This is a genomic window from Testudinibacter sp. P27/CKL/0425, assembly GCF_052931395.1.
Genome location: NZ_CM128801.1, coordinates 2,159,246 through 2,184,263, shown reverse-complemented (window position 1 = coordinate 2,184,263; position 25,018 = coordinate 2,159,246). Strand labels below are relative to the sequence as shown.

The 25,018-nt window shown below is 47.4% G+C and carries 23 protein-coding genes and 1 pseudogene; 14 read left to right on the top strand and 10 right to left on the bottom strand.

All coding sequences use genetic code 11. The features are described 5' to 3' along the window. Positions 1-27: 27 nt before the first annotated feature. The 4 genes from fur to ACUHGC_RS10800 all read right to left on the bottom strand — a co-directional run bounded on the left by fur (position 28) and on the right by ACUHGC_RS10800 (position 2,359). Entirely contained in the window at positions 28-477 is a 450-nt protein-coding gene (gene fur / locus ACUHGC_RS10815; RefSeq protein WP_446833310.1) for a ferric iron uptake transcriptional regulator, read from the bottom strand. 153 nt (positions 478-630) lie between these two features. Then, on the bottom strand, positions 631-1,155 hold the full coding sequence (gene fldA / locus ACUHGC_RS10810) for a flavodoxin FldA (protein ID WP_446833309.1): 525 nt from the start codon (positions 1,153-1,155) through the stop codon (positions 631-633). Between the two features lie 10 nt (positions 1,156-1,165). Continuing rightward, a complete protein-coding gene (gene ybfE, locus ACUHGC_RS10805) occupies positions 1,166-1,453 on the bottom strand; it encodes a LexA regulated protein (RefSeq protein ID WP_446833308.1) in 288 nt (95 codons plus the stop codon). A 93-nt stretch (positions 1,454-1,546) separates the two neighbouring features. Then, complete coding sequence (locus ACUHGC_RS10800) at positions 1,547-2,359, bottom strand: alpha/beta fold hydrolase (RefSeq protein ID WP_446834893.1); 813 nt, start codon at positions 2,357-2,359, stop codon at positions 1,547-1,549. Between the two features lie 166 nt (positions 2,360-2,525). On the opposite strand from ACUHGC_RS10800, the gene seqA reads away from it, so the two are divergent. From seqA to recR, 11 genes are all read left to right on the top strand, one after another. Further along, positions 2,526-3,140: a replication initiation negative regulator SeqA gene (gene seqA / locus ACUHGC_RS10795; RefSeq protein WP_446833307.1), complete on the top strand. Its 615-nt coding sequence runs from the start codon at positions 2,526-2,528 to the stop codon at positions 3,138-3,140. A 111-nt stretch (positions 3,141-3,251) separates the two neighbouring features. After that, positions 3,252-4,640: an o-succinylbenzoate--CoA ligase gene (menE, locus tag ACUHGC_RS10790; protein WP_446833306.1), complete on the top strand. Its 1,389-nt coding sequence runs from the start codon at positions 3,252-3,254 to the stop codon at positions 4,638-4,640. Positions 4,641-4,642: 2 nt separating this feature from the next. Further along, positions 4,643-7,984: a mechanosensitive channel MscK gene (gene mscK, locus ACUHGC_RS10785; RefSeq protein WP_446833305.1), complete on the top strand. Its 3,342-nt coding sequence runs from the start codon at positions 4,643-4,645 to the stop codon at positions 7,982-7,984. 17 nt (positions 7,985-8,001) lie between these two features. Beyond that, positions 8,002-9,090, top strand: a complete 1,089-nt coding sequence (aroC, locus tag ACUHGC_RS10780) for a chorismate synthase (RefSeq protein WP_446833304.1) — start codon at positions 8,002-8,004, stop codon at positions 9,088-9,090. A gap of 40 nt (positions 9,091-9,130) precedes the next feature. After that, positions 9,131-9,922: a penicillin-insensitive murein endopeptidase gene (mepA, locus tag ACUHGC_RS10775; protein ID WP_446834892.1), complete on the top strand. Its 792-nt coding sequence runs from the start codon at positions 9,131-9,133 to the stop codon at positions 9,920-9,922. 9 nt (positions 9,923-9,931) lie between these two features. Further along, a complete protein-coding gene (locus tag ACUHGC_RS10770; RefSeq protein ID WP_446833303.1) occupies positions 9,932-10,696 on the top strand; it encodes a TSUP family transporter in 765 nt (254 codons plus the stop codon). After that, the gene (gene lpxM, locus ACUHGC_RS10765) at positions 10,696-11,649 is read left to right on the top strand and encodes a lauroyl-Kdo(2)-lipid IV(A) myristoyltransferase (protein ID WP_446833302.1); all 954 of its coding nucleotides are present in this window, start codon (positions 10,696-10,698) and stop codon (positions 11,647-11,649) included. The genes ACUHGC_RS10770 and lpxM overlap by 1 nt, the downstream gene beginning before the upstream one ends. 120 nt (positions 11,650-11,769) lie before the next feature. Further along, positions 11,770-12,312, top strand: coding sequence for an adenine phosphoribosyltransferase (apt, locus tag ACUHGC_RS10760; RefSeq protein ID WP_446833301.1), 543 nt, complete (start codon positions 11,770-11,772; stop codon positions 12,310-12,312). 25 nt (positions 12,313-12,337) lie between these two features. Beyond that, complete coding sequence (gene dnaX / locus ACUHGC_RS10755; protein ID WP_446833300.1) at positions 12,338-14,494, top strand: DNA polymerase III subunit gamma/tau; 2,157 nt, start codon at positions 12,338-12,340, stop codon at positions 14,492-14,494. Between the two features lie 92 nt (positions 14,495-14,586). Beyond that, a complete protein-coding gene (locus tag ACUHGC_RS10750) occupies positions 14,587-14,916 on the top strand; it encodes a YbaB/EbfC family nucleoid-associated protein (protein ID WP_446833299.1) in 330 nt (109 codons plus the stop codon). 66 nt (positions 14,917-14,982) lie between these two features. Next, a complete protein-coding gene (recR, locus tag ACUHGC_RS10745) occupies positions 14,983-15,585 on the top strand; it encodes a recombination mediator RecR (protein ID WP_446833298.1) in 603 nt (200 codons plus the stop codon). A 31-nt stretch (positions 15,586-15,616) separates the two neighbouring features. Here the strand turns inward: recR and ACUHGC_RS10740 are convergent. The 3 genes and pseudogenes from ACUHGC_RS10740 to ACUHGC_RS10730 all read right to left on the bottom strand — a co-directional run bounded on the left by ACUHGC_RS10740 (position 15,617) and on the right by ACUHGC_RS10730 (position 17,452). Continuing rightward, positions 15,617-16,464 (bottom strand): annotated as a pseudogene (locus ACUHGC_RS10740) (VirK/YbjX family protein). Between the two features lie 123 nt (positions 16,465-16,587). Next, entirely contained in the window at positions 16,588-17,139 is a 552-nt protein-coding gene (gene yjgA / locus ACUHGC_RS10735) for a ribosome biogenesis factor YjgA (RefSeq protein WP_446833297.1), read from the bottom strand. A gap of 130 nt (positions 17,140-17,269) precedes the next feature. Beyond that, positions 17,270-17,452 (bottom strand): hypothetical protein, encoded by a 183-nt coding sequence (locus ACUHGC_RS10730; protein WP_446833296.1) that lies wholly within the window; start codon positions 17,450-17,452, stop codon positions 17,270-17,272. A gap of 176 nt (positions 17,453-17,628) precedes the next feature. On the opposite strand from ACUHGC_RS10730, the gene pmbA reads away from it, so the two are divergent. Both pmbA and hpt read left to right on the top strand, forming a co-directional pair. Further along, positions 17,629-18,990, top strand: coding sequence for a metalloprotease PmbA (gene pmbA / locus ACUHGC_RS10725; RefSeq protein ID WP_446833295.1), 1,362 nt, complete (start codon positions 17,629-17,631; stop codon positions 18,988-18,990). A gap of 325 nt (positions 18,991-19,315) precedes the next feature. Next, entirely contained in the window at positions 19,316-19,858 is a 543-nt protein-coding gene (gene hpt, locus ACUHGC_RS10720) for a hypoxanthine phosphoribosyltransferase (protein ID WP_446833294.1), read from the top strand. A 67-nt stretch (positions 19,859-19,925) separates the two neighbouring features. Here hpt and rimO read toward each other — a convergent pair whose 3' ends face one another. The 3 genes from rimO to ACUHGC_RS10705 all read right to left on the bottom strand — a co-directional run bounded on the left by rimO (position 19,926) and on the right by ACUHGC_RS10705 (position 22,731). Beyond that, positions 19,926-21,263: a 30S ribosomal protein S12 methylthiotransferase RimO gene (rimO, locus tag ACUHGC_RS10715; RefSeq protein ID WP_446833293.1), complete on the bottom strand. Its 1,338-nt coding sequence runs from the start codon at positions 21,261-21,263 to the stop codon at positions 19,926-19,928. 111 nt (positions 21,264-21,374) lie between these two features. Next, the gene (locus ACUHGC_RS10710; RefSeq protein WP_446833292.1) at positions 21,375-22,058 is read right to left on the bottom strand and encodes a hypothetical protein; all 684 of its coding nucleotides are present in this window, start codon (positions 22,056-22,058) and stop codon (positions 21,375-21,377) included. 1 nt (position 22,059) lies between these two features. Beyond that, complete coding sequence (locus ACUHGC_RS10705) at positions 22,060-22,731, bottom strand: LuxR C-terminal-related transcriptional regulator (protein WP_446833291.1); 672 nt, start codon at positions 22,729-22,731, stop codon at positions 22,060-22,062. 681 nt (positions 22,732-23,412) lie between these two features. Between ACUHGC_RS10705 and ACUHGC_RS10700 the strand changes: the two genes are divergently transcribed. Continuing rightward, on the top strand, positions 23,413-24,750 hold the full coding sequence (locus ACUHGC_RS10700) for a YadA-like family protein (RefSeq protein WP_446833290.1): 1,338 nt from the start codon (positions 23,413-23,415) through the stop codon (positions 24,748-24,750). The last annotated feature ends 268 nt before the right edge of the window (positions 24,751-25,018 follow it).

Genomic DNA, 25,018 nt, shown 5'->3' with positions numbered 1-25,018 from the left:
CGCACTTGAAGTGCGGTTTGGATAGGTTTATTTCTTATTCGGCTCGTCGCAATTTTTGATGTTGTTGCATTTGCCGTACAGATACAAGCTATGGTTTTCCAGTTGGATCCCAAACTCTTTACTGATCTCTTTTTGGCGTTTTTCGATCACATCGTCGCTGAATTCGATCACTTTGCCGCAGTCCATGCAGATGATGTGATCGTGGTGATCGGTCGGCGCCAGTTCAAACACCGATTTATTGCCTTCAAAGTTATGACGGGTCAGAATATCGGCTTCATCGAATTGATTTAACACACGATAAACCGTTGCCAAGCCGATTTCTTCTCCTTGTTCCAACAGCATTTTATAGATGTCTTCTGCAGAGAAATGTTGATATTCGGTGTTGTGATTGCTTTGCATCAACGCCAAAATTTTTAAACGCGGTTCGGTGATTTTCAAACCGGCTTTTTTTAATAGTTTCATGTTCTCTTCGGACATATTAACCTCGTGTTGACCTACTGTTGACGATTGAATTTAACAGAATTATAACATAATAATGTCAATTATTTTCAATTTTATTCCTTATATTCTATGTGGAATACTTCTCAATTGCAAATAGTGGTTTAAAATACTTCCGATAGTTTTTAGCTATTAAACCAGCTCTGCCAAATACATTTCATCGTAAATTTGTTTAACCCACGCGCTGACACGTTGTTCGGTCAGCTCCGGCTGGCGATCTTCGTCGATACACAAGCCGACAAAGGTGTTGCCGTCAACCAATGCTTGCGAAGCCTCGAAGCTGTAGCCTTCGGTTGAGCAGTGCCCGACAATGGTTGCGCCGTGTGGTTCGATGATATTGCGCACCGTGCCCATCGCGTCACAGAAATATTCGGCGTAGTCTTCCTGATCGCCGCAGCCAAAAATACCGACGATTTTATCGGTGAAGTCGATCTCTTCCAAGGTCGGGAAGAAGTCATCCCAGTCGGCTTGCGCTTCGCCGTAATACCAAGTCGGAATGCCGATTAAAATAAAATCGTAGGCTTCGATATCTTCTTTGCTGCTTTTGGCAATATCACGAATATCGACAAGATTGTCGCCCAATTTCTTTTGGATCATTTTTGCGATATTTTCAGTATTGCCGGTGTCGCTACCATAAAATAAACCAACAAGTGCCATGTTTTATATCCTATTTTTGTTGTTCTGCTGTTGCTAAATATTCGGTCAGTATCGTCTCAATCAATTGCGCCCGATTGATCTGCTGTTGTTCGGCTAAGGTTTGCAGCCGTTCGATCAAATCGGTGTGCAGTTTCAACTCGACTCGTTTCAGCCCGGAGGCGCGATCTCGGCGCAGCTGATTGCGCTTATTAATGCGTGCCTGCTGTTCCCGACTGAGGGGATTGGTTTTTGGCCGTCCGACTTTGGGAAGATTGTGGAATAAATCCAGTGTAATGCAATCCGCTTCTTGTTTTGCCATAAACCTGTCGTTAAAAACCTAATTGAGAATGATAAGCTAAAGTCCGCGAACTATAGCATAATTTCTTTTAAAGATAAATCGCCCAAACGCGGCTTAATTCGTCATTCCGTCCAGATCCATAAAGCGATTAATCGCGCCAATCACCGCACTTGGATTATCGGCATGAATCCAGTGCGAACCCTGTGCAATCAGAAACGAAGTGGCGTTCGGCAATTGCTTCAAAATCGTTTCGCGATGCTCTGCCAAAATGTAGTTGGATTTGCCGCCTTTGATAAACAGCGTCGGAATGTCGCAATCAATCGGTTGCCAATCCATTACTTGCGGGTAATTTTGATAAAGTGCGGTCAGGTTAAATAAAAACGATTGTTCATGTTTCGGCGAAAATGATTTCAGCATAAATTGTTGCACGCCTTCCGATTGAATATAGCGGTTTAAAATTGGTTTTGCCAGTTGGCGGCTGCTCGGGCGCTCGGCTTGCACCGCCAACAGCGCGGCGAAAACGTCGTCGTGGTGATGCTCGCCGTAGGCAACCGGCGCAATGTCCAACACCACCAATTTTTCTACTCGCTGCGGAATTTGGGCGGCGACTTGCATCGCGGTTTTCCCGCCCATTGAATGTCCGATCAAAATCACCTTGTCTAACTGCAGATGATCCAACAGCCGAATCACATCGTTTGCCATCAGCGGATAATTCATTTGATCGCTGTGAAATGATTGCCCGTGATTGCGCAGATCTACACGCAAAATCGGAAATTGCTCGCGATATGCACGCGCAATCACGCCCAAGTTGTTCATGTCGCCGAACAGCCCGTGTAAAAACACCAGTGTCGGCTGCGAAGTGCGGTTCGTTGCCGCAAGTTCAAATTGATAGTTTAATAACGGCTCGGATTGATTTTCTGTTGTCATGTTGGCTCGCGGCGTGTTGGTTTGAATGTTGATGATTAATGTTGCCGAAATCGGTATAATGTGCCAAATTAGTAATTGAATCAAGCTGTCTGTTGAATCGCGCAGGGAAATCGCCGATAAATGCGACTCAAACACCATACAGCCGCCGGAGAAGAAGGAGAGAATAATGAAAATAATAGAAGTAGATGAAGAACTTTATCAGTATATTGCCGCCAATACGCAATCCATTGGAGAAAGCGCCTCTGATATTTTGCGCCGTCTGCTGAGCTTCTCCCCTCCGAAAATCGTGGCAAAAGAGCTCAACAGCGTCAGTGAAGCCGGTCCAAAAGCGGATGCCGACAGCCAGCAGCCGACAGCCAGTGCGGTGAACCATGAAAAAGCAGAACCTGCGCCGGCGCCGAAAAAACAGTCACAGGAAGCGATCCAAATGGTGATCAACCGCTTAAACAACGTGCTGCAATCGGACGCTTTTCAACAAGAAAGCAAAGGCGTGGTGCGTTTTTTAATGATTTTAACCGCACTTTACCGTGCCAATCCGGAAAGTTTTGCGCAAGCGACCGAATCGCTGCAAGGGCGCACCCGTGTTTACTTTGCGCGTGATGAAGCCACCTTGCTGCAAGCGGGTAACCATACCAAGCCGAAACAGATTCCGGAAACGCCGTATTGGGTGATCACCAACACTAACAGCCAGCGCAAAATGCTGATGTTGGAGGGGGCGATGACTTCAATGCACCTGCCGGACGAACTGGTTGCGGAAGTGAGAACCTACTTTTCTGCCTAATTGATGATGAATCGAATTGCCGTAGCGCTCGCACAATTGAGCCAAACAAAGCGCTGCGCTATTTTTTACCCCCTAGAAAAAGCAAGTGAGCGCAGCGACGTTGACTTGCTTTTGTCGTCTCTCGTCACTGCGAATCCCGCCGCTGAAACCGCACTTGAACTGAGCTGGCAACAGGTTTTTTCGGCGGTGGATCAGCTGGCGGATCAATTCGCGGCGCAAGGTTTGCAAGCCGAGGACGGCATCGGGCTTGTCGGCAAAAACAGTTTGCAGCTGCTGCTGTGTTATCTGGCGGGACTATCGCTTGGGGCGCGGGTGATGGTGATCAATCCGCAATTTCCGTCTGAAAAAATCGCACGGATTTTGCAACAAAATCAGCTGAAGTTTTATCTGGCAAGCAGTTCACTGAATTGTGATGCACTTCGTTTACAGCCAAGTGCGGTTCAAGTGCGAGATCTCTCGTGCGCTAACCGCACTTCGCCACGCGCATGGCAGCGGGCATACACCATGACGCTGACTTCCGGTTCAAGCGGCGATCCGAAAGCGGTGGTGCACAATCTACCTGCGCATTGGCAAAATGCGTTGGGGGTGAATGCGTTTCTGCGGTTTGATTCACAGAAATCATGGCTGCTGTCATTGCCGTTATATCATGTTTCCGGGCAAGGCATTATCTGGCGTTGGCTGAGTAGCGGCGCGTGCCTGCATTTCAGCGGCGAGGATTTTTATGCGGCAATCCAGCAAACCAGCCATGCCTCACTCGTGCCGACTCAACTGCAACGCTATCTGGATTATTTAACGCACACTGGGCAAAGTGCGGTTCAAGCCAGTAAAACCGAAGCGATTTTATTGGGCGGCGCGCCGATTGAACGCGCGTTGTGCGAATGCGCACAAATGGTCGGTTTAACCACGTTCAGCGGCTACGGTATGACCGAAATGGCGTCTACCGTTTATGTACGCAAAAACGATCCGCAGCAACCTGAAGTACGGTTGCTGCAAGGGCGCGAGCTGACGTTGCAGGCGGGGGAAATTTGGGTGCGTGGCGCGGGGCTGGCACACGGCTATTGGCAGAATGGAAAAATTGTCTCATTATTGAACTCTGCGGGCTGGTATCAGACTAAGGATCGAGGCGAATGGCAAAACGGCGAACTGCAAGTTTTGGGGCGGATCGATAATCTGTTTATTTCCGGCGGCGAAAATATTCAGCCGGAAGAGCTCGAAGCGCAGCTGTTGCGGCATCCGTTAATCGAACAAGCGGTGGTATTGCCGCAGCCGGACGTTGAGTTTGGCGCCCGACCGGTCGCGCTGCTGCGCTGTTCGCAACCGTTTTCAGCCGAATTGGCGTCGCAAGTGCGGTGCTGGTTGCAAGATAAAGTCGAACGTTTTAAACAACCGGTTGCTTATTATCCGCTGCCGGAGCAAAACGACCCGACGCAGCTTAAAATTTCACGTCGGCAATTACAGCAAGCGTTGCAACGTTTACAACAAAAAAATGATCAGGAATAAAAATGAAAAAAATCTATTGGCTGTTTTATCTGTTGAGTTTGCTGTTTATCGGCGGGCGGGCGTTGGCGAGCGAAATCGTACTGCCGACTCAAGCTGAATTGGAAGTGGCGATTAGCGCGGCGGAGAGCAATGAAAATAAAACTGCTGACACCACATTATTGCTCGACAACCTGCGCGGCACCGTGAGTTTGTTGGAGCAAATTGAGCAGCAAAAAGAGGCGATTGAAACGTTACAAAAAAATATCGACCAGGCGGATACGCAGCTACAGGCAAGTCAGGAAAATTTAAATCGGTTGAATGCCGGCGATAAGCTGGAAGCGCAGTTGAAAAAATGGGATACGATGTCGCTTGCCGATCTGAATCAATTACAGAATGAAAATGATCTGAAGTTGCAGCAAATTCAAACCGAGTTGAGCAGTTTAAACGGTTCATTGGTGGCGCAGCGCTCGGTGCCGGAGCGGGTGCAGACCGCACTTGCCGAAAATTTAGTACGCACTCAACAATTGAATAAACTGTTGTTCAGTGCGCAGGTCAGCAACTCGCTCGCCAATAAATATCACGCCGAATTGCGTTTAATCGAACTGAAAAATCAATATAATCAATTGAGTTTAAACGGCAATTCAAAGCTGGCTTCGCTATACGAATCGGAAGTGGCGGAAAAAACGCTGGAACAAAAACAGCAGCAAACAATTCAAGCGGCGCTGATCGAGAAAATCAACGAACTGCGGCTGCAACAATCGCAGCAACAAATTGCCGAATTGGAACAGCAGAGCACAGGTAATCAAGACGATCATCCTTTATTGCGCCAAGAGGCGGCATTGAATACCCAAGTCAGCCAGTTTTTACTGGAGCAAACCAATAACAATAACCAGTTGACGCAAGAGGGCTTGCGGATTCGCAATACGCTGGATAATCTGCTGCAAACGCAGCGTAATATTGATGAGCAAATCAGTGCGTTGCAAGGTACGCTAGTGCTGTCGCGAATCATCAACAAGCAGCGGCAGGCGTTGCCGAAAGACAGTTTAATCAGCGGATTGTCAAAGCGGATCACTGATTTACGGGTGCAAATTTTTGATGTGAATGAGTGGCGCGACGCACTGTATAACACTGCAGATTACATTGCTAATCTAGAGAAAGATCGCAAAACGAGTTTCAGTGATGCGGAAAAAACGCAGCTGACTACGATTTTACAAGATCGGCGCAAACTGCTGACTGATGTGATCACCGAATTAAACGCGCAGTTGAATCAGTCAATTAATATCGATCTGAATCAGCAGCAGGTGATCAGCATCAGCAATGAATTGCAGGCGAAGCTGGAACAGCAAAGTTTCTGGGTGAAAAGCAACAGTCCGATTGATTTTGATTGGTTCGCCCGTTTCACCACCTTGGCAAAAATGCAGCTCGAACAAATCGTGAAATTGCTGGATTTCAGCAATTGGCGTGATTACCTACTGCCGATCGGCTCGCTGGTCGGCGGGTTAATACTGGTGGTGGCGCTCATCGGTTGGCGCAAAGAGTGGATTAAGCGTGAAATCAGCTGGCATAACAGTAAAGTCAACACCCTAAGCGGCGACAATCAATGGCGCACGTTGATTGTTTTGTTCTATACTCTGATTTTGGCACTGCCGAGTACATTGTTGTTTTTATCGGCGCTGATTCTGGTGATTTATTTCTGTTTCCATAACCCGATCGGGATGCTGCCATGGGCATTGAAAATGGCGGCGTTTTGGTTTTTTATCGCCTTTACTTTATCGCTGCTGCGTCCCAACGGCATTGCGCATCGTCACTTTGATTTTTCAGCGGGCACCAACGCCCAATTTCGCAGTACTTTGAGACGTTCAATCCCGATTTTGGCGGTGCTGCTGAATGCGTCGGTATTGACCTCGCTGGAAGTAACCGGCATTGCTAATGATGTGTTGGGCGAAGTGCTGATCATTACCGCACTTTTGTTTTTCCTGTTCCAAATCCGCCCGGATTTCAGCAGCGCGATTGAAAGTGTGAATCAAGATTTTCCGTCGGGCAACGGCAATGAGAATACGGGTTATCCGAAATTGTTTAAATTTTTGCGCTTATTGCTGCTTCTATTGCCTATCACCTTGATTGTGCTGATTGGATTGGGCTATTACTACACTGCGCTGACCTTGATTCGGCATACGATTTACACTTATGTAGTGTTGATTTTATGGGTGAACCTACGGGAAATCGCCCATCGTGCGATTCGGGTCTCTTCCAGACAATTGGCCTATCGTCGACTGAAAGAGCAGCGGCAGAAAGAGGCGAAAGAGCGTGCGGAGCAGCAAAACGAGCTGCCGGAAGAAGTGGTTATTGACGCGCAAGATGAAAAAATTGCACTTTCAACGGTGAACCAGCAAGTCACCAAAATGACGGATATCGGAATGTGGCTGCTGCTGATCGGCTTGTTCTATTGGGTATGGTCGGATCTGTTGAGTGTCGCCTATTATCTGGAAAATATCAGCCTGTGGCAGCAAACCTCTACCGCAGAAAACGGCACAACCGTCACTGAATCGGTCACCTTGCTGAATTTACTGACCTCGATCGTGATTTTGTGGGGAACGTATTTGGTGATCCGCAATTTAGGCGGGGTGTTGGAAATTTTAATTTTTTCGCGGGTGAATTTGTCGCAAGGCTCGCCGTATGCGATCACCACGATTTTAAGCTATCTGTTTATTGCAATCGGCGCCGGCACTGCGTTTTCCAGTTTAGGGATGTCGTGGAGCAAATTACAATGGCTGTTTGCCGCGTTATCGGTCGGGCTGGGATTCGGCTTGCAAGAGATTTTTGCTAACTTCGTATCAGGGATTATTATCTTGTTTGAGCGTCCGGTGCGAATCGGCGATTTGGTGACGATCGGCGAATTTAGCGGTTCGGTATCCAAAATTCGAATTCGCGCCACCACAATCGTCGATTTTGACGGCAAAGAAGTGATTGTGCCGAATAAAGCCTTCGTGACCGAACGATTAACCAACTGGTCACTGAGCAACACCACCACGCGCGTGGTACTGAAAATTGGTGTGGCATACGGTTCGGATGTAAAATTAACCAAAAATCTATTGTTGCAGGCGGCGGAAGAAGCGCCGTATGTTTTGAAAGATCCGGCACCGGTGGTTTATTTCCTTGCATTTGGCGCCAGTACCTTGGATCATGAGTTGCGGATTTATGTCAATAAAACCAACGAACGCAACCCGACGATTGACTTCTTGAATCGCAGGATCGATCAATTATTTGCCGAAAACGGCATTGATATCGCATTTAACCAATTGGATGTGTATATTAAAAATTTGGATAACGGACAACAGTTAAAACTTGAGAAATCACCGAATTAAAGAGGAAAGCAAGTAACATGGCAGGAAACAGCATTGGACAACTGTTCAAAGTAACCACCTTCGGCGAATCGCACGGGATCGCACTGGGCTGCATTATTGACGGCGTGCCGCCGGGCATGGAACTGAGCGAAGCGGATATTCAGCCGGATCTGGATCGTCGCAAGCCGGGCACATCGCGCTACACCACGCCGCGCCGCGAAGACGACGAAGTCAGTATTTTGTCCGGCGTATTTGAAGGCAAAACCACCGGAACCAGTATCGGCATGATGATTAAAAACGGCGATCAGCGTTCACAAGACTATGGCGAAATTAAAGATCGTTTCCGTCCGGGACACGCCGATTATACCTATCAGCAAAAATACGGGCTGCGCGATTACCGCGGCGGCGGGCGCTCTTCGGCGCGAGAAACCGCAATGCGGGTAGCGGCGGGCGCGGTGGCGAAAAAATATCTGCGCGAACAGTTCGGCGTCGAAGTGCGCGGCTTTCTCAGCCAAATCGGCAGTGTGAAAATTGCGCCGCAAACCATCGGACAAATCGACTGGCAGCAAGTCAATAGCAATCCGTTTTTTTGCCCCGATCCAAGTGCGGTCGAGCAGTTTGACGAATTGATTCGCGAATTGAAAAAAGAGGGTAACTCGATCGGCGCTAAACTGACCGTGGTTGCCGAAAATGTGCCGCTCGGCTTGGGCGAACCGGTTTTTGACCGTTTGGATGCCGATTTGGCGCACGCCTTAATGGGGATTAATGCGGTGAAAGGTGTGGAAATCGGCGACGGCTTTGCGGTGGTGGAACAGAAAGGCACCGATCACCGTGATGAAATGACGCCGCAAGGCTTTTGTTCCAATCATGCGGGCGGGATTCTCGGCGGCATCAGCAACGGGCAGCCGATTGTGGCGAATATTGCCTTAAAACCGACGTCCAGTATTACTATCCCTGGCAGAAGTGTGAATTTAGACAATCAAGCGGTCGAGGTGGTCACGCGCGGGCGGCACGATCCTTGCGTCGGCATTCGTGCGGTGCCGATTGCCGAAGCGATGGTGGCGATTGTATTGTTAGATCATTTATTGCGTCACCGGGCGCAAAACGGAGCAAATTGTGGTAAGTAAAAAATTCACTCGCGGCGCACGCTGTTTATTCGGGCTTTTATTGTCAGTGTCGGCGAGCTATGTTTCGGCTTCTCCGTGGGAAAGTATCAGCCGTCCGGTGCAGGGCGAACCGAATCCGGTCGGTGGTTACAGTAACGGCTGCATTATCGGTGCCGAACCGCTGGCACTGCGCGGCGAAGGCTATCAGGTGATCCGCGCCGGAAAAAACCGTTATTACGGACACTCCGAATTGCTGGACTATTTAACTCGTTTAGGCAAAAAGGCAAAACAGGCGGGGTTGCCAAACGTATTGGTCGGCGATATGGGGATGCCGGCAGGCGGGCGTTTTAACAGCGGACACGCCAGCCATCAAACCGGCTTGGATGCGGATATTTGGTTGCGGTTCGGACCGTTGAGCGACAAACAGGCGCTTAACCCGACAGCCACCCTCATGGTCAACCGTAAAGCGCAGCGGGTTGATGACAACGTCTGGACGAATCAACAAACCACCTTAATCCGCTTGGCGGCGCAAGATCCGAAAGTCGATCGGATTTTTCTTAACCCGGCGATCAAATTGAAACTGTGCCAAACCGTGCAGGGCGACCGCACTTGGCTGCGCAAAATCCGCCCGTGGTTCGGACATGACGCGCATTTACACGTGCGTTTAACTTGCCCGAAAGGCGCGAGTCATTGCGAAGCACAAACGCCGGTGCCGAATGGTGAAGGCTGCGGCAGCGAATTGATGTCATGGTTTGAACCGCCGAAACCCGGTGCGCAAGCCAGCAAACCGAAAACACCACCGCCGTTGCCGCAACTGTGCCAGATGATTTTGTCACAGCAAGGCAAAGGATAGGGGTGAAAAATGGAACTCACTTTGGATATGTATGCGCTGCTGTTTGCCGTGGCGCTGTTGGCAGGCTTTATTGATGCGATTGCCGGAGGCGGCGGGCTGATTACCATTCCGGCGTTGTTGGCGACCGGAATGCCACCGGCGCTGGCGCTCGGCACCAATAAATTGCAGGCGTGCGGCGGCTCGTTTTCCGCCAGCTGGTATTTTATTCGGCGCAAAGCGGTCAATCTGAAAGAGATCATTTGGCTGATCGCGGCAACTTTTCTCGGCGCGGTGCTCGGAACGATTTTAGTACAGCAGATGGACGTCAGATTCCTGAAAAAAATCTTGCCGTTTTTGATTTTTGCTATCGGGATCTATTTTTTATTGACGCCGAAACTGGGCGAAAGCGATAAACAAAAGCGAATTTCATATTTGGGATTTGCGTTGACCGCAGGCTTGGGAATCGGCTTTTACGACGGCTTTTTCGGGCCGGGAACCGGCTCATTCCTAGGCTTGGCATTTGTGATGTTGTTAGGCTTCAATTTGGCAAAAGCCACCGCACACGCCAAAGTGTTGAATTTCACCTCGAATTTCGCTTCACTGTTGTTTTTTGTGATCGGCGGACACGTTTTGTGGACGATCGGCTTTGTGATGCTGGTCGGGCAGTTTTTGGGCGCACGCATGGGCGCGAAAATGGTATTGACCAAAGGGCAAAAATTGATCCGCCCTATGGTGGTGATTGTGGCTTTCATCATGGCGACAAAATTAGCATTTGATTACGGGTGGTTTGGCTAATGACGGGACAAGACAAGCGAGTGACCGCACGAGTGGGTTATGAACCGCACTTTTCTTGGCGCTACCTGCTGCCGCGCTATTGGGGCGTTTGGCTGGGGATTTTCGGCTTGCTGCTGCTTGCTTATGTGCCTTATCGGCTGCGCGATCGCTTAGCGGCAAAGCTGGGAAAACTGATTGCACACAAAGCGAAAAAACCGCGCCACCGGGCAATGGTGAATTTGTCGCACTGCTTTCCGGATTGGAGTGAGGAAAAAAAGAATCAGGTTATCGATCAAATGTTTGAAACGGTAACACAAGTCATGTTGGCGATCGGCGAAGTGGCGGTTCGCTCCGAAGCGCACTTACAGCGGCGCACCGAATTTTTGGGGCTTGAGCACATTCGCCAAGCGCGTGCCGACGGTAAAAATGTTATTTTGCTAGTGCCGCACACTTGGGCGATTGATGCTTCCGGTATTATTCTGCATACTCAAGGAATGCCGATGACGGCGATGTATAATCCGCACCGCAATCCGCTGGTGGACTGGCTGTGGAACCGCACTCGCGAACGCTTCGGCGGCAAAATGCACGCCCGCCAAAATGGAATTAAACCGTTTTTAAATACCGTGCGCCGCGGTGAGCTGGGTTACTATCTGCCGGATGAAGATTACGGCGAAGCGCTGAGTGTGTATGCTGATTTTTTCGCCACTTATAAAGCCACTTTGCCGGGGCTGAACAAAATGGCAAAAGTCGCCAAAGCGGTGGTGATCCCGATGTTTCCGCGCTATATCGCCGGCCTCGGCAAATATCAGCTGGATATTCATCCGCCGATGCCGTTAAGCGATGATGACGAGGAAATGGCAAGGCTGATGAATCAGCAAATTGAGTCGTATGTCACCGCCACGCCGGAACAATACGTCTGGATTTTGCGCTTGCTGAAAACCCGCAAAGACGGGCAAGATATTTATAAGCGTTAACGTTCACAAAAAGCGAAAGAAACGATTTGCAACAGACTTGAGTTTTGCTATGCTTACTCGCTTGCCGTGTTGCAGAAAACACATATTGAAACGTTTATTTAGGTCATATAGGTCATAGCGATGAACCAAACATTAGAATTAGTCAAAGCCTCGATTAAATCCATTCCGGATTATCCGAAACAAGGGATTGTTTTCCGTGATATTACCAGCCTGTTAGAAGTGCCGGCGGCATTCCAGGCGACGGTGGATTTGATCGCCGCACAGTATAAAGATAAAGGTATCACCAAAGTGGTCGGCACCGAATCGCGCGGCTTTATTTTCGGTGCACCGGTAGCGCTGGCGCTGGGTTTGCCGTTTGTGTTGGTGCGCAAGCCGCGTAAATTACCACGTGAAACCATTGCGCAAAACTACCAACTGGAATACGGCGAAGACACGCTGGAAATTCATATCGACGCAGTGAATGCCGATGATAATGTGTTGATTATCGACGATTTGCTGGCAACCGGCGGCACGGTAGAAGCCACAGTGAAACTGATTCGCCGTTTGGGCGGCAAAGTGGAGCACGCCGCTTTTATCATCAGTTTGCCGGAATTGGGCGGCGCGGAGCGGTTGCAAAAATCCGGCATCAACAGCTATCATCTGGTGAGTTTCGACGGACATTAAGTTTTATTGATCAATGAGTAACGCAATGAGCTATCAGGTACTTGCCAGAAAATGGCGTCCGCAACGCTTTTCGCAAGTGGTGGGGCAGGAACACGTTCTGACCGCACTTGCCAACGGGTTGGAAAATAATCGGCTGCACCATGCCTATCTGTTTTCCGGCACCCGCGGCGTGGGCAAAACCTCGATAGCACGGCTGTTTGCCAAAGGCTTGAACTGTGAACAGGGCGTGACTGCCGAACCGTGCGGCAATTGTGAAAATTGTCGGGCGATTGAAGAAGGGCGGTTTATCGATCTGCTGGAAATTGACGCTGCCTCGCGCACCAAAGTGGAAGACACGCGCGAGTTATTGGATAACGTTCAATATAAGCCGGTGCAGGGGCGCTATAAAATCTACCTAATCGATGAAGTGCATATGCTGTCGCGTCATAGCTTCAACGCGTTACTAAAAACGTTGGAAGAACCGCCGGAATACGTCAAATTCCTGCTGGCAACCACCGATCCGCACAAATTGCCGATCACCATTTTGTCGCGTTGTATCCAATTCCATTTAAAAGCGTTAGACGGCAAACAAATTGCCGATCATTTGGAATATCTGCTACAGCAAGAAAAAATCCCGTATGAATTTTCTGCCCTAGAACAACTGGCAAAAGCCGCGCGCGGCAGTATCCGCGATTCGTTGAGTTTGACTGATCAGGCGATTGCGATGAGCAATGCGAATATCACCGCGGCGGTTGTACATCAAATGTTAGGCACGCTCGACAGCGAACAATCGCTGGATATGATCCAAGCCTTGCAACTGGCGGACGGCGAGGCGTTGATGCGCAGCGTGCAACAAGTGGCGGAAAAAGGTGTCGAGTGGGATCAACTGCTACAGGAAATAGCGGCGAATCTGCACCAAATCGCGATGCGTCAGCTGCTGAAACCCAGCGAGGAAAGCTCGGATCGAATTGATTTTCTGGCAAGAAATCTGCCGCCGGAAGATGTACAGTTTTATTACCAATTGATGTTGAACGGACGCAAAGAGTTGCCGTTTGCGCCGGATCAACGCAGCGGTGTTGAAATGACGCTGCTGCGCGCCTTGGCGTTTCATCCGAAATTATTGCAATTGGATAAATCGCTTGCCGCGCCGAATTTGGTCAACGAGAAGCAGGCGGAATTAGCGGAAAATACCGAACACCAATTACAGCGGATTCGTGAAAACTTGCCGAAGCACGAGACGAAACCGGCTGCGCAACCGCACTTTGCCCCCGAAACGCAAACAAGTGCGGTCAATACAAGCGAAGTAAATACAAATGCGGTCAGTACAAGTACGGTAGAAACGACAATCGAACAGACGCCAAACAACGAAGCCGCTGCGCCGATGTCGCCGGCATTAAAAGCACTACAAGCCAGACAGCAACTGCAAAACGCACAAAAAAAAAACAATAAGCCCGCACTAAAAACCACCACCGGCAGCGAGCCGGTGCAAGCTAAAACGCCGAATACTAGCAGTTCCCCGGCGACTCAGTCGGATAAATCCTTAAATTTAATGGAGCGTTTGAACCGAATCAGTGCGGAACAGACTGCGCCGGTTAAGATCCCCCCTAATGTCGAGCAAACTCCCGCAACGCTGTCTAATTCGGATGGCGAAAATGAAGCGGAGAGTGAAGAAGGAATCGGCGAGGATTACCATTGGCAGTGGCTGAATCCCGAACTGGAAAGTGAGGACAGCAATCGCCTGCGCCCGTCGGACATCAAACAGGCGATTTTGCAGGAAAGAACCCCCGAATTGGTGGCAAAAGTGCTGAAGCTGAGCGCCGAACGCGATCGTTGGTCGCATATTTTGGAACAACTGACTTTAAGCGGCATGGTGAAACAGTTGGGTTTAAATTCGCTGTTGCTGGCAGAAAACGAGGGCGCGCTGACGTTGGGGCTGCGTCCGGAGCAATCGAATTTAAACAACGCGCGCTATATCGAAGCATTGCAACAGCAGCTGAGCGAATTTTATCAGAAGCCCGTGCAGTTAAGCGTGGTGCAAGAAGCGGATCCGCAGCGGTTGACCCCATTGGAACAACGGCGGCAGATTTATACGGAATTGAGCGAACAGGCAAGATTGGCGTTGCAGCAAGATCCGCAACTGGCGCTGCTGCAACAGGAATTTGACGCGCGGCTGGAGCCGGAGAGTATCCGTCCGGTCGGTTAGGATAAAACCGATTGTGGCTTTGCAGGTTGGCAAATTTACGCTAGAATGCAGGCCTATTGATTGAATATCGACTGATAACAAGAGAGAAAATTATGTTTGGAAAAGGTGGATTGGGCAATCTGATGAAACAAGCCCAACAAATGCAAGAGCGGATGCAAAAAATGCAGGAAGAAGTCGCCCAGCTGGAAGTGACCGGTGAATCCGGCGCTGGCTTGGTGAAAGTGACCGTTAACGGTGCACACAACTGCCGCCGCGTGGAGATCGATCCGTCCTTACTGGAAGACGACAAAGAGATGCTGGAAGATTTAGTGGCAGCCGCTTTCAATGACGCGGTGCGTCGCGCAGAAGAACTGCAAAAAGAAAAAATGGCATCGGTCACCTCCGGAATGCAATTGCCACCGGGCTTCAAAATGCCGTTCTAACCGATTTTCGGCTTGAAATGATTAACCGCACTTTAAAGTGCGGTTTTGTTTGTTAAGGATTCAGTTATGCAAATCAGCCCGTTATTGGAACATTTGATGGAAGCGCTGCGCTGCTTGCCGGGAGTCGGCCCGAAATCGGCGCAACGCATGGCATATCATCTGTTGCAACGCAATCGCAGCGGCGGCGTCAATCTGGCGCAGGCATTGCAAGAAGCCATGAGTAAAATCGGGCATTGCAACCAGTGCCGCACGTTCACCGAGGAAGAGAGTTGTGCGATTTGTCGCAACCCGCGCCGCCAGCAAAATAAGCAGCTGTGCGTGGTGGAAATGCCGTCGGATATTCAAGCACTGGAACTGACCGGGCAATATTCGGGACGCTATTTTGTGTTAATGGGGCATTTATCGCCGCTCGACGGTATCGGCCCGCGCGACATCGGACTGGATTTATTGCAACAGCGCTTGCAACACGAAGCGTTTGACGAAATTATCTTGGCAACCAACCCGACGGTGGAAGGCGACGCCACCGCCAACTATATTGCCGAATTATGCCAGCAATTCGGCGTCTCGGTCACCCGAATCGCCCACGGCATTCCGGTCGGCGGCGAACTGGAAAACGTCGACGGCACTACCTTGTCGCACTCGTTTTTAGGGCGGCGGGAAATTAAATAACCGCACTTTCAGCATCAAAGTGCGGTTGCGGCTATTCGGTCTTAAAGCGTTTATCAACCGCGGTTTGCAGTTGATCCAGCATTTCATAGCGTTTGCGGTACATACTGCGTTTTTTGCTTGCTATCTCGTCTAAATTGCGGCGTTCAATTGTAGTCGGCAGTTGCCAATATTGTGTGTCGCGGTTGAACTCGGCGCTGTTTTCAGCCCAAAAGTGATCGTAATTAAATAGCAGTTTTGAGTTGTCATTCCAGCGGTATTTGGCTTGGTTTTTGTGTTTGATGCCAAGCAGGCTGCACTGGAGTTGAACTGCAATCATCTTGATCAAAATAATCAACATATATGACGGGCGGATGCCGTGTAATTGCTTGGTCAATTGGCGTACTAAATCTTGCGCATTCTCGCCGCTTGGTCCTTGGATCGAGGTGATCAGCAGCTGTTTTTCCGGCAGAAATGAAAACGACAAATCATATAATCGCTTGCCTTCGCCGTCTTGCAAATTAATCGAAAAAAGCCTTCCAGCGGATCGATTTTATTAATGTTCAGATAGGCAGAGATGTTATCGGTCAAGTTCGCGATCGGTAGCGAATCGCTTTCCACCAACTGATGACAGAGCGCACCGCCAAACGCACTTTCCGCAAACACAAAGTTCACTTCCAACGCCTTAAAACGCATTTTGGGGCTAAAACGTTTGTCGCAAAATCGATATAAAATGCTGTTGAAGCGATAAGGATTTTCGATAAATAATTTTTTCCACACCGAGTGCCGGTTTAAAAATGCGGTGAAACGTTGGCAATATTTGGCACTGCGGGCGTAGCGCAAGTAATAGCGCGAACGCAGCAGTGCCAGTTTAGACAATTTTTTATCGGCTTTAGGAAACATGACCTTTGCCGCCGGGAATGTTATTTGATTATTCATTTGGAGCTTATTGTTATAAATAAAGCTCCGAATTTTAGGGGATGATGATTTCCAAATAAATAGTCACCATGGTGATTAGTTGAAAATTTACTCGTTTATTTCCAATCCTTTCAAATATTGAAAAATCTCACGATAAAACTTCGGCGGCTTTTGCGCGGCACGTTCTTTTTGTGCACCGCGGATCAAATTGCGCAGATGTTGAATATCCAGTTCCGGATATTGGGCAATTAGCTGTGATAATACGGTGTTATTCTCACTTTCTAAAAGCTGATCACGCAAATGTTCTAAACGGTGAAATACCGCTTGCTGCTGATTATGTTTGTTTTCCAACTTGTCCAGCGCTTCTTGCAGTGGCTCGACGTCGGTGTTGCGCAGTAATTTACCGATATATTGCAACTGGCGGCGCAATGCACCGCGTTGTGAACGTTGTGCCAGTTCAATCGCATCGGCTAATTTTTCGTCTAAGGGAATTCTTTCCAGATTGGCAGGGGTGAGCGCTACCAGCTTAGCGCCGAATTTTTTCAACGCTTCGGCATCGCGTTTAATTTCGCTTTTGCTGACCCAGATGATTTCGTCATCTTGCTGTTCATCGTCAGTTAAATCGTCAGCCAAAAAGTCAATGTCTTGATCGTGTTTCATGTTGATTATCTTATTTAAAAATAGAAAAGTGGCTAATCATAGCATAAATTTGAGCAAAACAGGGCAGGGAATTTCCGACCGCACTTGGCAAGCGTAAAAATGCCACCAAGTGCGGTCGGTTAAAGGGTCATTAGCAAACGCCGAACGGTTCAGCCAGTTTATACAGGCTCAGCTCTTCCGCTTGATAGGTTTTGGTGTGAATTTTGCCGTTTTCCTCCCATTGGCAAATCACGCCGTCAGCGGTCACTGCCGCGACCTGCATTTTGCGTCCACCAATATTCGGCTGTACTTCATCGCCTAAATTAAATTCCATTGCAGTCTCCTTTTAAATTGGTGAAGTTGAAATACTAGCAGATTAGTGGTGAGAAAAACGCCGTTTTGATTGCAACTTTCGGTGGTTTGGTCTTAACGTCGCTGAATACAGCATTAGCAAAAAATGGGCAAAATAGGATAGAATATAACGCTAAAAAACGGAATGAGAACAAGAATATGGCACAACAAGGGCAAGATTTATTGAAACAGCAGCAAGACGATCTGCTGGCGGCGGCGGAGTTAGCGTTGACTTTGGCAAGACAAGCGGGCGCGCAGGCGCAGGTGGGGGCGACCAAAAGCTCCGGTTTGTCGGTTTCCACCCGTTTGCAGCAAATTGAAAATATCGAATTTAATAATGACGGCGCGCTGGGGATTTCAGTTTATCTTGGCAAGCGCAAAGGCAACGCCTCAACGTCTGATTTGTCGCCACAGGCGGTGCAAAGTGCGGTTGAAGCGGCGTTAAGTATCGCTAAATACACCTCAGAAGATGAATATAACGGCTTGCCGGACGAAGAACTGTTGGCGGTGTCGCCGCCGGATTTGGATTTGTATCATCCTTATGAAATTGATGTCGACAGCGCCACACAATTGGCGCTGCAAGCCGAGCGGCAGGCGCTGGAAGCAGACGCGCGGATCGTCAACAGCGAAGGGGCGAGCTTTAATGCGCATAAAGGGATTCGGGTATACGGCAATACCTACGGCGAAAATCGCGGCGTGTTGAACAGTTATTTATCGAGCCGTTATTCGTTGTCGTGCAGCGTGATTGCCGAGGCGCAACAGCAGATGGAGCGGGATTACGAATACACCGTTTCGCGCCGTTTCCAAGATTTGGAATCGCCGCAGTGGGTGGGGCAGCAGTGCGCACAGAAAACCGTCGCCCGCTTGTCGGCACAAAAATTGGCAACCCAAACCGCGCCGGTGGTTTATCTGAATGATGTCGCCACCGGTTTAGTCGGTAGCTTGGTGGGCGCGGCGAGCGGCAGCAGTATTTACCGCAAATCCAGTTTTCTGCTGGATAAACTCGGTGCGCAGGTGTTGCCGTCGTGGTTTCAAATCAGCGAACAACCGCACTTATTGCAACGCTTGGCGTCATCGCCGTTTGACAGCGAAGGGGTCAGAACCGAAACGCGGGAAATCATCAAGCAAGGGATTCTGCAAACTTATTTATTGACCACATACAGCGCCAAAAAATTAGGCATGCGCAGCACAGGACACGCCGGCGGGATTCATAACTGGTTGGTGAAACCAAATCTCAGCGGCGGCTTGACCGCACTTTTAAAACAAATGGGAACCGGCTTATTGGTGACCGATTTGATGGGGCACGGCGTGAATATGGTGACCGGCGATTATTCGCAAGGAGCGTCGGGCTTCTGGGTGGAAAACGGCGAGATTCAATATCCGGTGCATGAAATCACCATTGCCGGGCAGTTGCAAACTATGCTATTGAACATTCAGGCGGTGGCGGATGACATTGAACACCGCTCGAATATTCAAACCGGATCGATCTTGTTAGAGGAGATGAAAATCTCCGGTAATTAATTTTCTTGCAAATAAGAATAATTATCATTGACAGGCTGGTTTTATCTGTTATGATGGCTCTCAGTTACACAGCGTGTAACGATAAATCCGCAAAGATTGTGATAGCAGTCAAGCAGATGTAGAGTAAAAAGTAAATTCGTTAGGGTCACTGGCTGGAGCTTGCTCCAGCCTTTGTTTTTTTATAGAACCGCTTTTTATAGAATAGCTTTTGTAGAACTGTTTTTTGCTGAAAACCGTATTGCGCTCACACTGCAATCCTAGTTTCATGCCGCATTATCATGTTATGATAGCGCCCAGCGAAATTGACGATATAAAGGTAACTTTAATGAAAAAACATCACGTTGAAATCTTGATTCCCACCGGCGACATCTACTCTCGAATCCAAGAGTTGGGCGCTGAAATCAGCCGTTTTTACCAACATCAAAATGCAGAAAAAATTGTGATTGTCGGCTTGCTGAAAGGCTCGTTCATGTTTATGGCGGACTTGGTGCGCGAAATCACCTTGCCGACCGAAATTGATTTTATGACCACCACCAGCTATGGCACGGGAATGTATTCTAACCACGATGTTAAAATTTCTAAAGATCTGGACGGCGATATCAAAGACAAACACGTTTTGATCGTCGAGGACATCATCGACACCGGCTACACGCTGGATAAAGTGCGCCAAATTTTATTACTGCGCGAACCGGCTTCTCTCACCATTTGCACCTTACTCGACAAACCGTCGCGTCGCGAAGTGGAAGTACCGGTGGATTGGGTCGGCTTTGCAATTCCCGATGAATTTGTGGTCGGCTTCGGCATCGACTATGCCCAGCAATACCGCAACTTAGGCTATATCGGCAAAGTGGTGTTGGAAGAAGAATAAACCCGATTATTTAAAGCAGAACGGCAGCCTAATCGCTGCCGTTTTGTTTTAACGCTTAAAGTGCGGTCTAGCCGACAATCTCGCCCCAAAGATCGTATTCGTCGGCATTGGAAATCGTGGCTTTAACAATATCGCCAACCTTCACCGCACTTTGCTGCGGATTATCCAAATAGACTAAGCCGTCGATCTCCGGCGCGTCAGCCATCGAACGCCCGATAATGCCTTGTTCGTCGATTTCATCAATGATCACCGCCAGCGTTTTGCCGATTTTTTGTTGCAAACGTTCGGCAGAAATGCGTTGTTGCAGTTGCATAAAGCGGTGGAAGCGCTGTTCTTTCACCTCTTCCGGCACTTGTTCCGCCATGTCGGTTGCCGGCGCACCGTCTACCGGGCTGAATTTAAAGCAGCCGACGCGATCGAGTTGTGCTTGTTCTAAGAAATCCAATAATAGTTGGAAATCTTCCTCGGTTTCGCCGGGGAAGCCGACAATAAAGGTGGAACGCAGAGTTAATTCAGGGCAGATCTCGCGCCACTGTTTAATCCGTTCTAAAGTGCGGTCGATTGAGCCGGGGCGTTTCATCGCTTTCAGAATTTTCGGGCTAGCGTGTTGCAGCGGAATGTCCAAATACGGCAGAATTTTGTCTTCCGCCATTAGTGGAATTAGTTTGTCAACGTGCGGATAAGGATATACATAGTGTAGCCGCACCCATGCGCCAAGGCACGAAAGTTGTTCACACAACGACAGCAGATCGTTTTTAATCGGCATTCCGTCCCAGAACGCAATATTGCTTTTGTCTTTTTTGGTTTTGTCTAGTGTATAGGCGGAGGTATCTTGCGATACCACCAACAACTCTTTCACACCGGCATCCACTAAACGTTTGGCTTCGTCCAACACGCTGTTGATCGGGCGACTGTCTAAATCGCCGCGCATAGACGGGATAATGCAAAATGTACAGCGGTGATCGCAGCCTTCGGAAATTTTCAGATAAGCATAGTGTTTCGGCGTGAGTTTCACCCCTTGCTTTGGCACTAAATTGACAAACGGATTATATTCCGGCTTCGGCACATATTTATGCACCTGCTGCAATACCGCCTCATAGCTGTGCGGGTCGGTCACTTCCAGCACTTTCGGATGCACTTCGCGGATTTGATCTTCTTTCGCGCCAAGGCAGCCGGTGACGATCACCTTGCCGTTTTCTGCCAACGCTTCGCCAATGGCTTCCAGCGATTCCTGCACCGCACTGTCGATAAACCCGCAGGTGTTGACAATCACCAGATCGGCATTGTCATAACTCGGCACAATATTGTAGCCGTCGGTGCGCAATTCGGTCAGGATTCGCTCGGAATCGACCAGATTTTTCGGACAACCCAGGCTCAAAAAGCCGATATTGGGGGTATTGCTCATAGTTACTCTCAACATTTCAAAAAATAAAAAGCCTAAGCGAAGCAACCGCCAGCTTAGACAGATTCAAAAATTGTGGCGATTGTATAGAATTTAGCGTGAAAAGGCTAGTCACTAACGACGGGCTGAAGGGGAAAAGACGCCAGGTTTTGGAGACCGGCTGCTTTGCATGGCGTTCAGCAACAAAATGGCACTGATTGATAGCGTTGCAAATAGTGAAATATATAAAATTAATGAACGGGAGAATTGAATCAATGCCAGATAGTGTAGAAACTCGACAAAAGCCAGCCCCAACATAAGTATTAGTACCCATTTTAATAACGCCGCATTTGTTGTGTTGCTGGTGGATAAAGCAATAACATGAACGAACAGTAGTAATGTCATCAAATACAGCACAACGGATAAAAGTGCGGTTACAAAGACGGGCGGAATTATCCATAATAACAACATGAATACGCCGGAAAAATAAAGCGAATAGCGTTCTGACTTCCATGTCGGTTGATGAATAAAATGGCGAAGAAAGATATTAAAACAAAAGATAAAGGCGATAAGAAAAGAGATGTCTAATTTTGAAAGCGGAATGCCATTATCAAACACCGTATGATCGGGGCGCAATAAACGGTAAATAAATGCCAGCCAAAATGCGGCAGAGAGTAGACACCAAATAAAACGCTTGGATTTTTCATAGTACAAATAACAAAACAGACACAGCATAATCAGAAAGGTTAATCCCAAAATATTCACCAGGAATAGATGATAACCCACTGAAATATCGGTTTCATAGATTAACGCATTCATATTATATCAATCCAATTTTCCTTGCCTTACTGATCGCTTTGGTTCGGTTGGATACCATTAATTTCCGGTAAATATGGCGCAAATGTGTTTCTATTGTATAGCACGATAAATACAATTTATCGGCGATTTCCTGATTACTCAATCCGTTGGCAATATGCCTCAATATTTCCTGTTCTCTCATGGTTAAGTAAATATTATTATTTTCCGACAACATTTCGCCATCAAAATGAGTAAGCCGATTGCAGTGTGGCAATAAATTAATAATATGGTGAGTGATTAACGGATCGATCACCAATCCGCCTTTCAATACATTTCTTATCGCGCTGAATAATTCAAAATCCTCACGATCTTTCAAGATATAAGCCGTCACGCCCGCTTGGAGCGCATTCACAATCATTGTTTCACTGTTGCAGGAGGAGAGTACCAAAATAGGCAGTTTGCGATTCGAGGCGTTTAATGTATTGATAACGCTGAGTCCGTTTCCGTCCGGCAGTTCAAGGTCAATAATGGCAAACGCGATGGTTTTCAAATTCATTCCGATAGTCGAGCCAATGGAATGAGTAAAAATTAAATCGGAAGATTTATACCCAAGATTCAGTAACACAGCGTGCAATCGCTGTCGTGCATGGACGTCGTTTTCGACGATCAGAACCGGAGCGAGCAAGTTCGGCATGATTTTTATCCTAACAATAAGTTTTCTATTTCATTTTTATAGGTACTTGATCATCTGTCTCATGAAAATGATAAAGCAAATTATTTCAAATAAGCGCTAAAAGTGGAAGGATAATATCGGAAATAGGCGTTTTCCGCTATCGCAAAAACTAGTTATATAATCTTGTTTTTTGGTCATGAAATATATTGGATGTGATCATTTTTTTCAAATGGAGTAGGGTTTATTTCATTTGTTGTATTTGGGTATTCTAATCTAAAGAACAATAAATCACTGAGTTTTGTGATAGCAAGGTTATCAGTTTGAGTGTTCTAATCAGGTTAAGTTAAACATCGTTCTTAAATATCGGGTTAGACATGAAATGAAAATATTTATTATGGTTTCCTTAGTTATTATTTTGTTGGTTATTAGTTTTTTCATCTTAAGTGCGATTAAGGATAGCATATTTATGAGCTTTGGTGGTAATCCATATGATGAATAGGATGAATGAGTTTGTCGGGATTGTAATTACTTAATTTGAGTGTTAATTCATGGAATTTGGGGATGTTATTAAGGCTGAACTAAGTGGTTTAATATGGCTCGCATAATTGGTTTATATATTAAGTGCTTTTTGTAACTGCTTTTTATATAAACTTTATTAGCTTATTAAAATCAATTGATTAATTTACTTTAAAGGATACCAATATGAAAAATTTTAAAAAATTAACCCTGTCCAGTTTGGTTCTGGCGGCGTTATCTTCAAGTGCGGTTTGGGCGGAGAATGATAGTAGTTTGTTGTTAAAGGAGGAGTTAGGCAGCGATAAAGAATATAATTTGTCCAATGGCGGTAGTCTATATGTTACATCAGGTAATGAAGACAATACTAGAATTACCTTTAGAGAAGATAAAGAAAAAAAAGATTATTTTATTGAAATAGAAACTGCAACTCCACCTTTGCGGTATACAAATAAGGATAATACTAATAATGCTTATGTACAACAGGATCAATTTCAACCTACAGATTATGTAACTCTTATTGGGGGGAAAACGACAACAAGTAGCGGAGTAGTTATTCATAATGTTGGTGAAGGTAGATTAGAAAAAGACGGTAAACAGGCAGTGAATGGTGGACAGCTGTTTAAAGTTCAAGAAGATTTAAAATTTACTGAAGATCAACGCCAAACAATGTCCATCAACCTTAACGCTAACAACGTGAAGCTTGGTAATTTGGAAGATAAAGTTAACGAAGTTGAAGCGCAACGTGAAACCATGTCGATCACGCTTAACAGCAACAATGTGAAAATCGGTAACTTGGAAGAAAAAGTGGCTAAGCATGACGGACAGTTGGAAACGCTGGAAAAACGTGCTGACGATACTGACAGCAAATTTGAAGAAGTCGTTAAAGGCTTTGAATCAGTCAACAACACCATTGCAACCAATGACAAAGCCACTCGCGAAGCGTTTGAAGGCGTTGGTGAAGCCTTTAAGGGTGTTGCAACCAGATTAAACGGTCATGGCGAACAGCTGACGGCGTTGGATAAACGCACAACCGACACTAATACGGAAGTGACAGCCGTGAAAACGACTGTTGCCGGTTTAGACAAGGTGCAAAAAGAGCATACAACTAAATTGGATACGTTGACCGGCCGTGCGGATGCTGCCGATGCGGCGCGTCAACAAATTTCCGTTGCATTATCCGGTTTGGAAGGACGCTTGAGCAAAACTGATACAACTGTTGGCACGTTAGCAACTCAACTTAACGATCACGGTGTGAAATTAAACGCACTGGATAAGAAAATTGCGTCAGTAGACAAAAAAGCGCAACAAGGCATTGCCGCGGCATTAGCGGTTGCAGCGTTGCCACAAGCGGTGTTGCCGAATGAAAGCGTTGTCGCTTTCGGTGCCGGTAACTGGAGAAGTGAAAACGGCGTGGCTATCGGTGTGTCACACGCTTCAGGCAACGGCAAATGGTTGTTCAAAGTCGGCGCAGTCAATGCCGGCAGCAACTTTGGTGCGAATGCAGGTATTGGTTACTGTTGGTAATCAGTGGCTAAAACCGCACTTTTAATCTAAAGGCAATCCGCTATTTACCCCGATAGCGGATTTTTTTGTTTTCTGTGGGCAGGCATCGGCTAGACGCCGTGTTAATTCGTATTTGCCGTGAACGACATCACTGGTTGAATTACAAGCAAATTTCAACGAAAATTAAGATTTTTATCAAAAAAGTTGAAAGATACGGAGATATTTTAGGTGAAGGGATTAATCTTTGTGTGATTTTAAGCTATATTAGATAAGATAATTTTTAGCATTT

What these genes read in the sequence shown, in the direction of transcription:
- fur (WP_446833310.1), bottom strand. Translation starts at nt 477, where the DNA reads ATGTCCGAAGAGAACATGAAACTATTAAAAAAAGCCGGTTTGAAAATC.
- fldA (WP_446833309.1), bottom strand. Translation starts at nt 1,155, where the DNA reads ATGGCACTTGTTGGTTTATTTTATGGTAGCGACACCGGCAATACTGAA.
- ybfE (WP_446833308.1), bottom strand. Translation starts at nt 1,453, where the DNA reads ATGGCAAAACAAGAAGCGGATTGCATTACACTGGATTTATTCCACAAT.
- ACUHGC_RS10800 (WP_446834893.1), bottom strand. Translation starts at nt 2,359, where the DNA reads ATGACAACAGAAAATCAATCCGAGCCGTTATTAAACTATCAATTTGAA.
- seqA (WP_446833307.1), top strand. Translation starts at nt 2,526, where the DNA reads ATGAAAATAATAGAAGTAGATGAAGAACTTTATCAGTATATTGCCGCC.
- mscK (WP_446833305.1), top strand. Translation starts at nt 4,643, where the DNA reads ATGAAAAAAATCTATTGGCTGTTTTATCTGTTGAGTTTGCTGTTTATC.
- aroC (WP_446833304.1), top strand. Translation starts at nt 8,002, where the DNA reads ATGGCAGGAAACAGCATTGGACAACTGTTCAAAGTAACCACCTTCGGC.
- ACUHGC_RS10770 (WP_446833303.1), top strand. Translation starts at nt 9,932, where the DNA reads ATGGAACTCACTTTGGATATGTATGCGCTGCTGTTTGCCGTGGCGCTG.
- lpxM (WP_446833302.1), top strand. Translation starts at nt 10,696, where the DNA reads ATGACGGGACAAGACAAGCGAGTGACCGCACGAGTGGGTTATGAACCG.
- apt (WP_446833301.1), top strand. Translation starts at nt 11,770, where the DNA reads ATGAACCAAACATTAGAATTAGTCAAAGCCTCGATTAAATCCATTCCG.
- dnaX (WP_446833300.1), top strand. Translation starts at nt 12,338, where the DNA reads ATGAGCTATCAGGTACTTGCCAGAAAATGGCGTCCGCAACGCTTTTCG.
- ACUHGC_RS10750 (WP_446833299.1), top strand. Translation starts at nt 14,587, where the DNA reads ATGTTTGGAAAAGGTGGATTGGGCAATCTGATGAAACAAGCCCAACAA.
- recR (WP_446833298.1), top strand. Translation starts at nt 14,983, where the DNA reads ATGCAAATCAGCCCGTTATTGGAACATTTGATGGAAGCGCTGCGCTGC.
- yjgA (WP_446833297.1), bottom strand. Translation starts at nt 17,139, where the DNA reads ATGAAACACGATCAAGACATTGACTTTTTGGCTGACGATTTAACTGAC.
- ACUHGC_RS10730 (WP_446833296.1), bottom strand. Translation starts at nt 17,452, where the DNA reads ATGGAATTTAATTTAGGCGATGAAGTACAGCCGAATATTGGTGGACGC.
- pmbA (WP_446833295.1), top strand. Translation starts at nt 17,629, where the DNA reads ATGGCACAACAAGGGCAAGATTTATTGAAACAGCAGCAAGACGATCTG.
- hpt (WP_446833294.1), top strand. Translation starts at nt 19,316, where the DNA reads ATGAAAAAACATCACGTTGAAATCTTGATTCCCACCGGCGACATCTAC.
- rimO (WP_446833293.1), bottom strand. Translation starts at nt 21,263, where the DNA reads ATGAGCAATACCCCCAATATCGGCTTTTTGAGCCTGGGTTGTCCGAAA.
- ACUHGC_RS10710 (WP_446833292.1), bottom strand. Translation starts at nt 22,058, where the DNA reads ATGAATGCGTTAATCTATGAAACCGATATTTCAGTGGGTTATCATCTA.
- ACUHGC_RS10705 (WP_446833291.1), bottom strand. Translation starts at nt 22,731, where the DNA reads ATGCCGAACTTGCTCGCTCCGGTTCTGATCGTCGAAAACGACGTCCAT.
- ACUHGC_RS10700 (WP_446833290.1), top strand. Translation starts at nt 23,413, where the DNA reads ATGAAAAATTTTAAAAAATTAACCCTGTCCAGTTTGGTTCTGGCGGCG.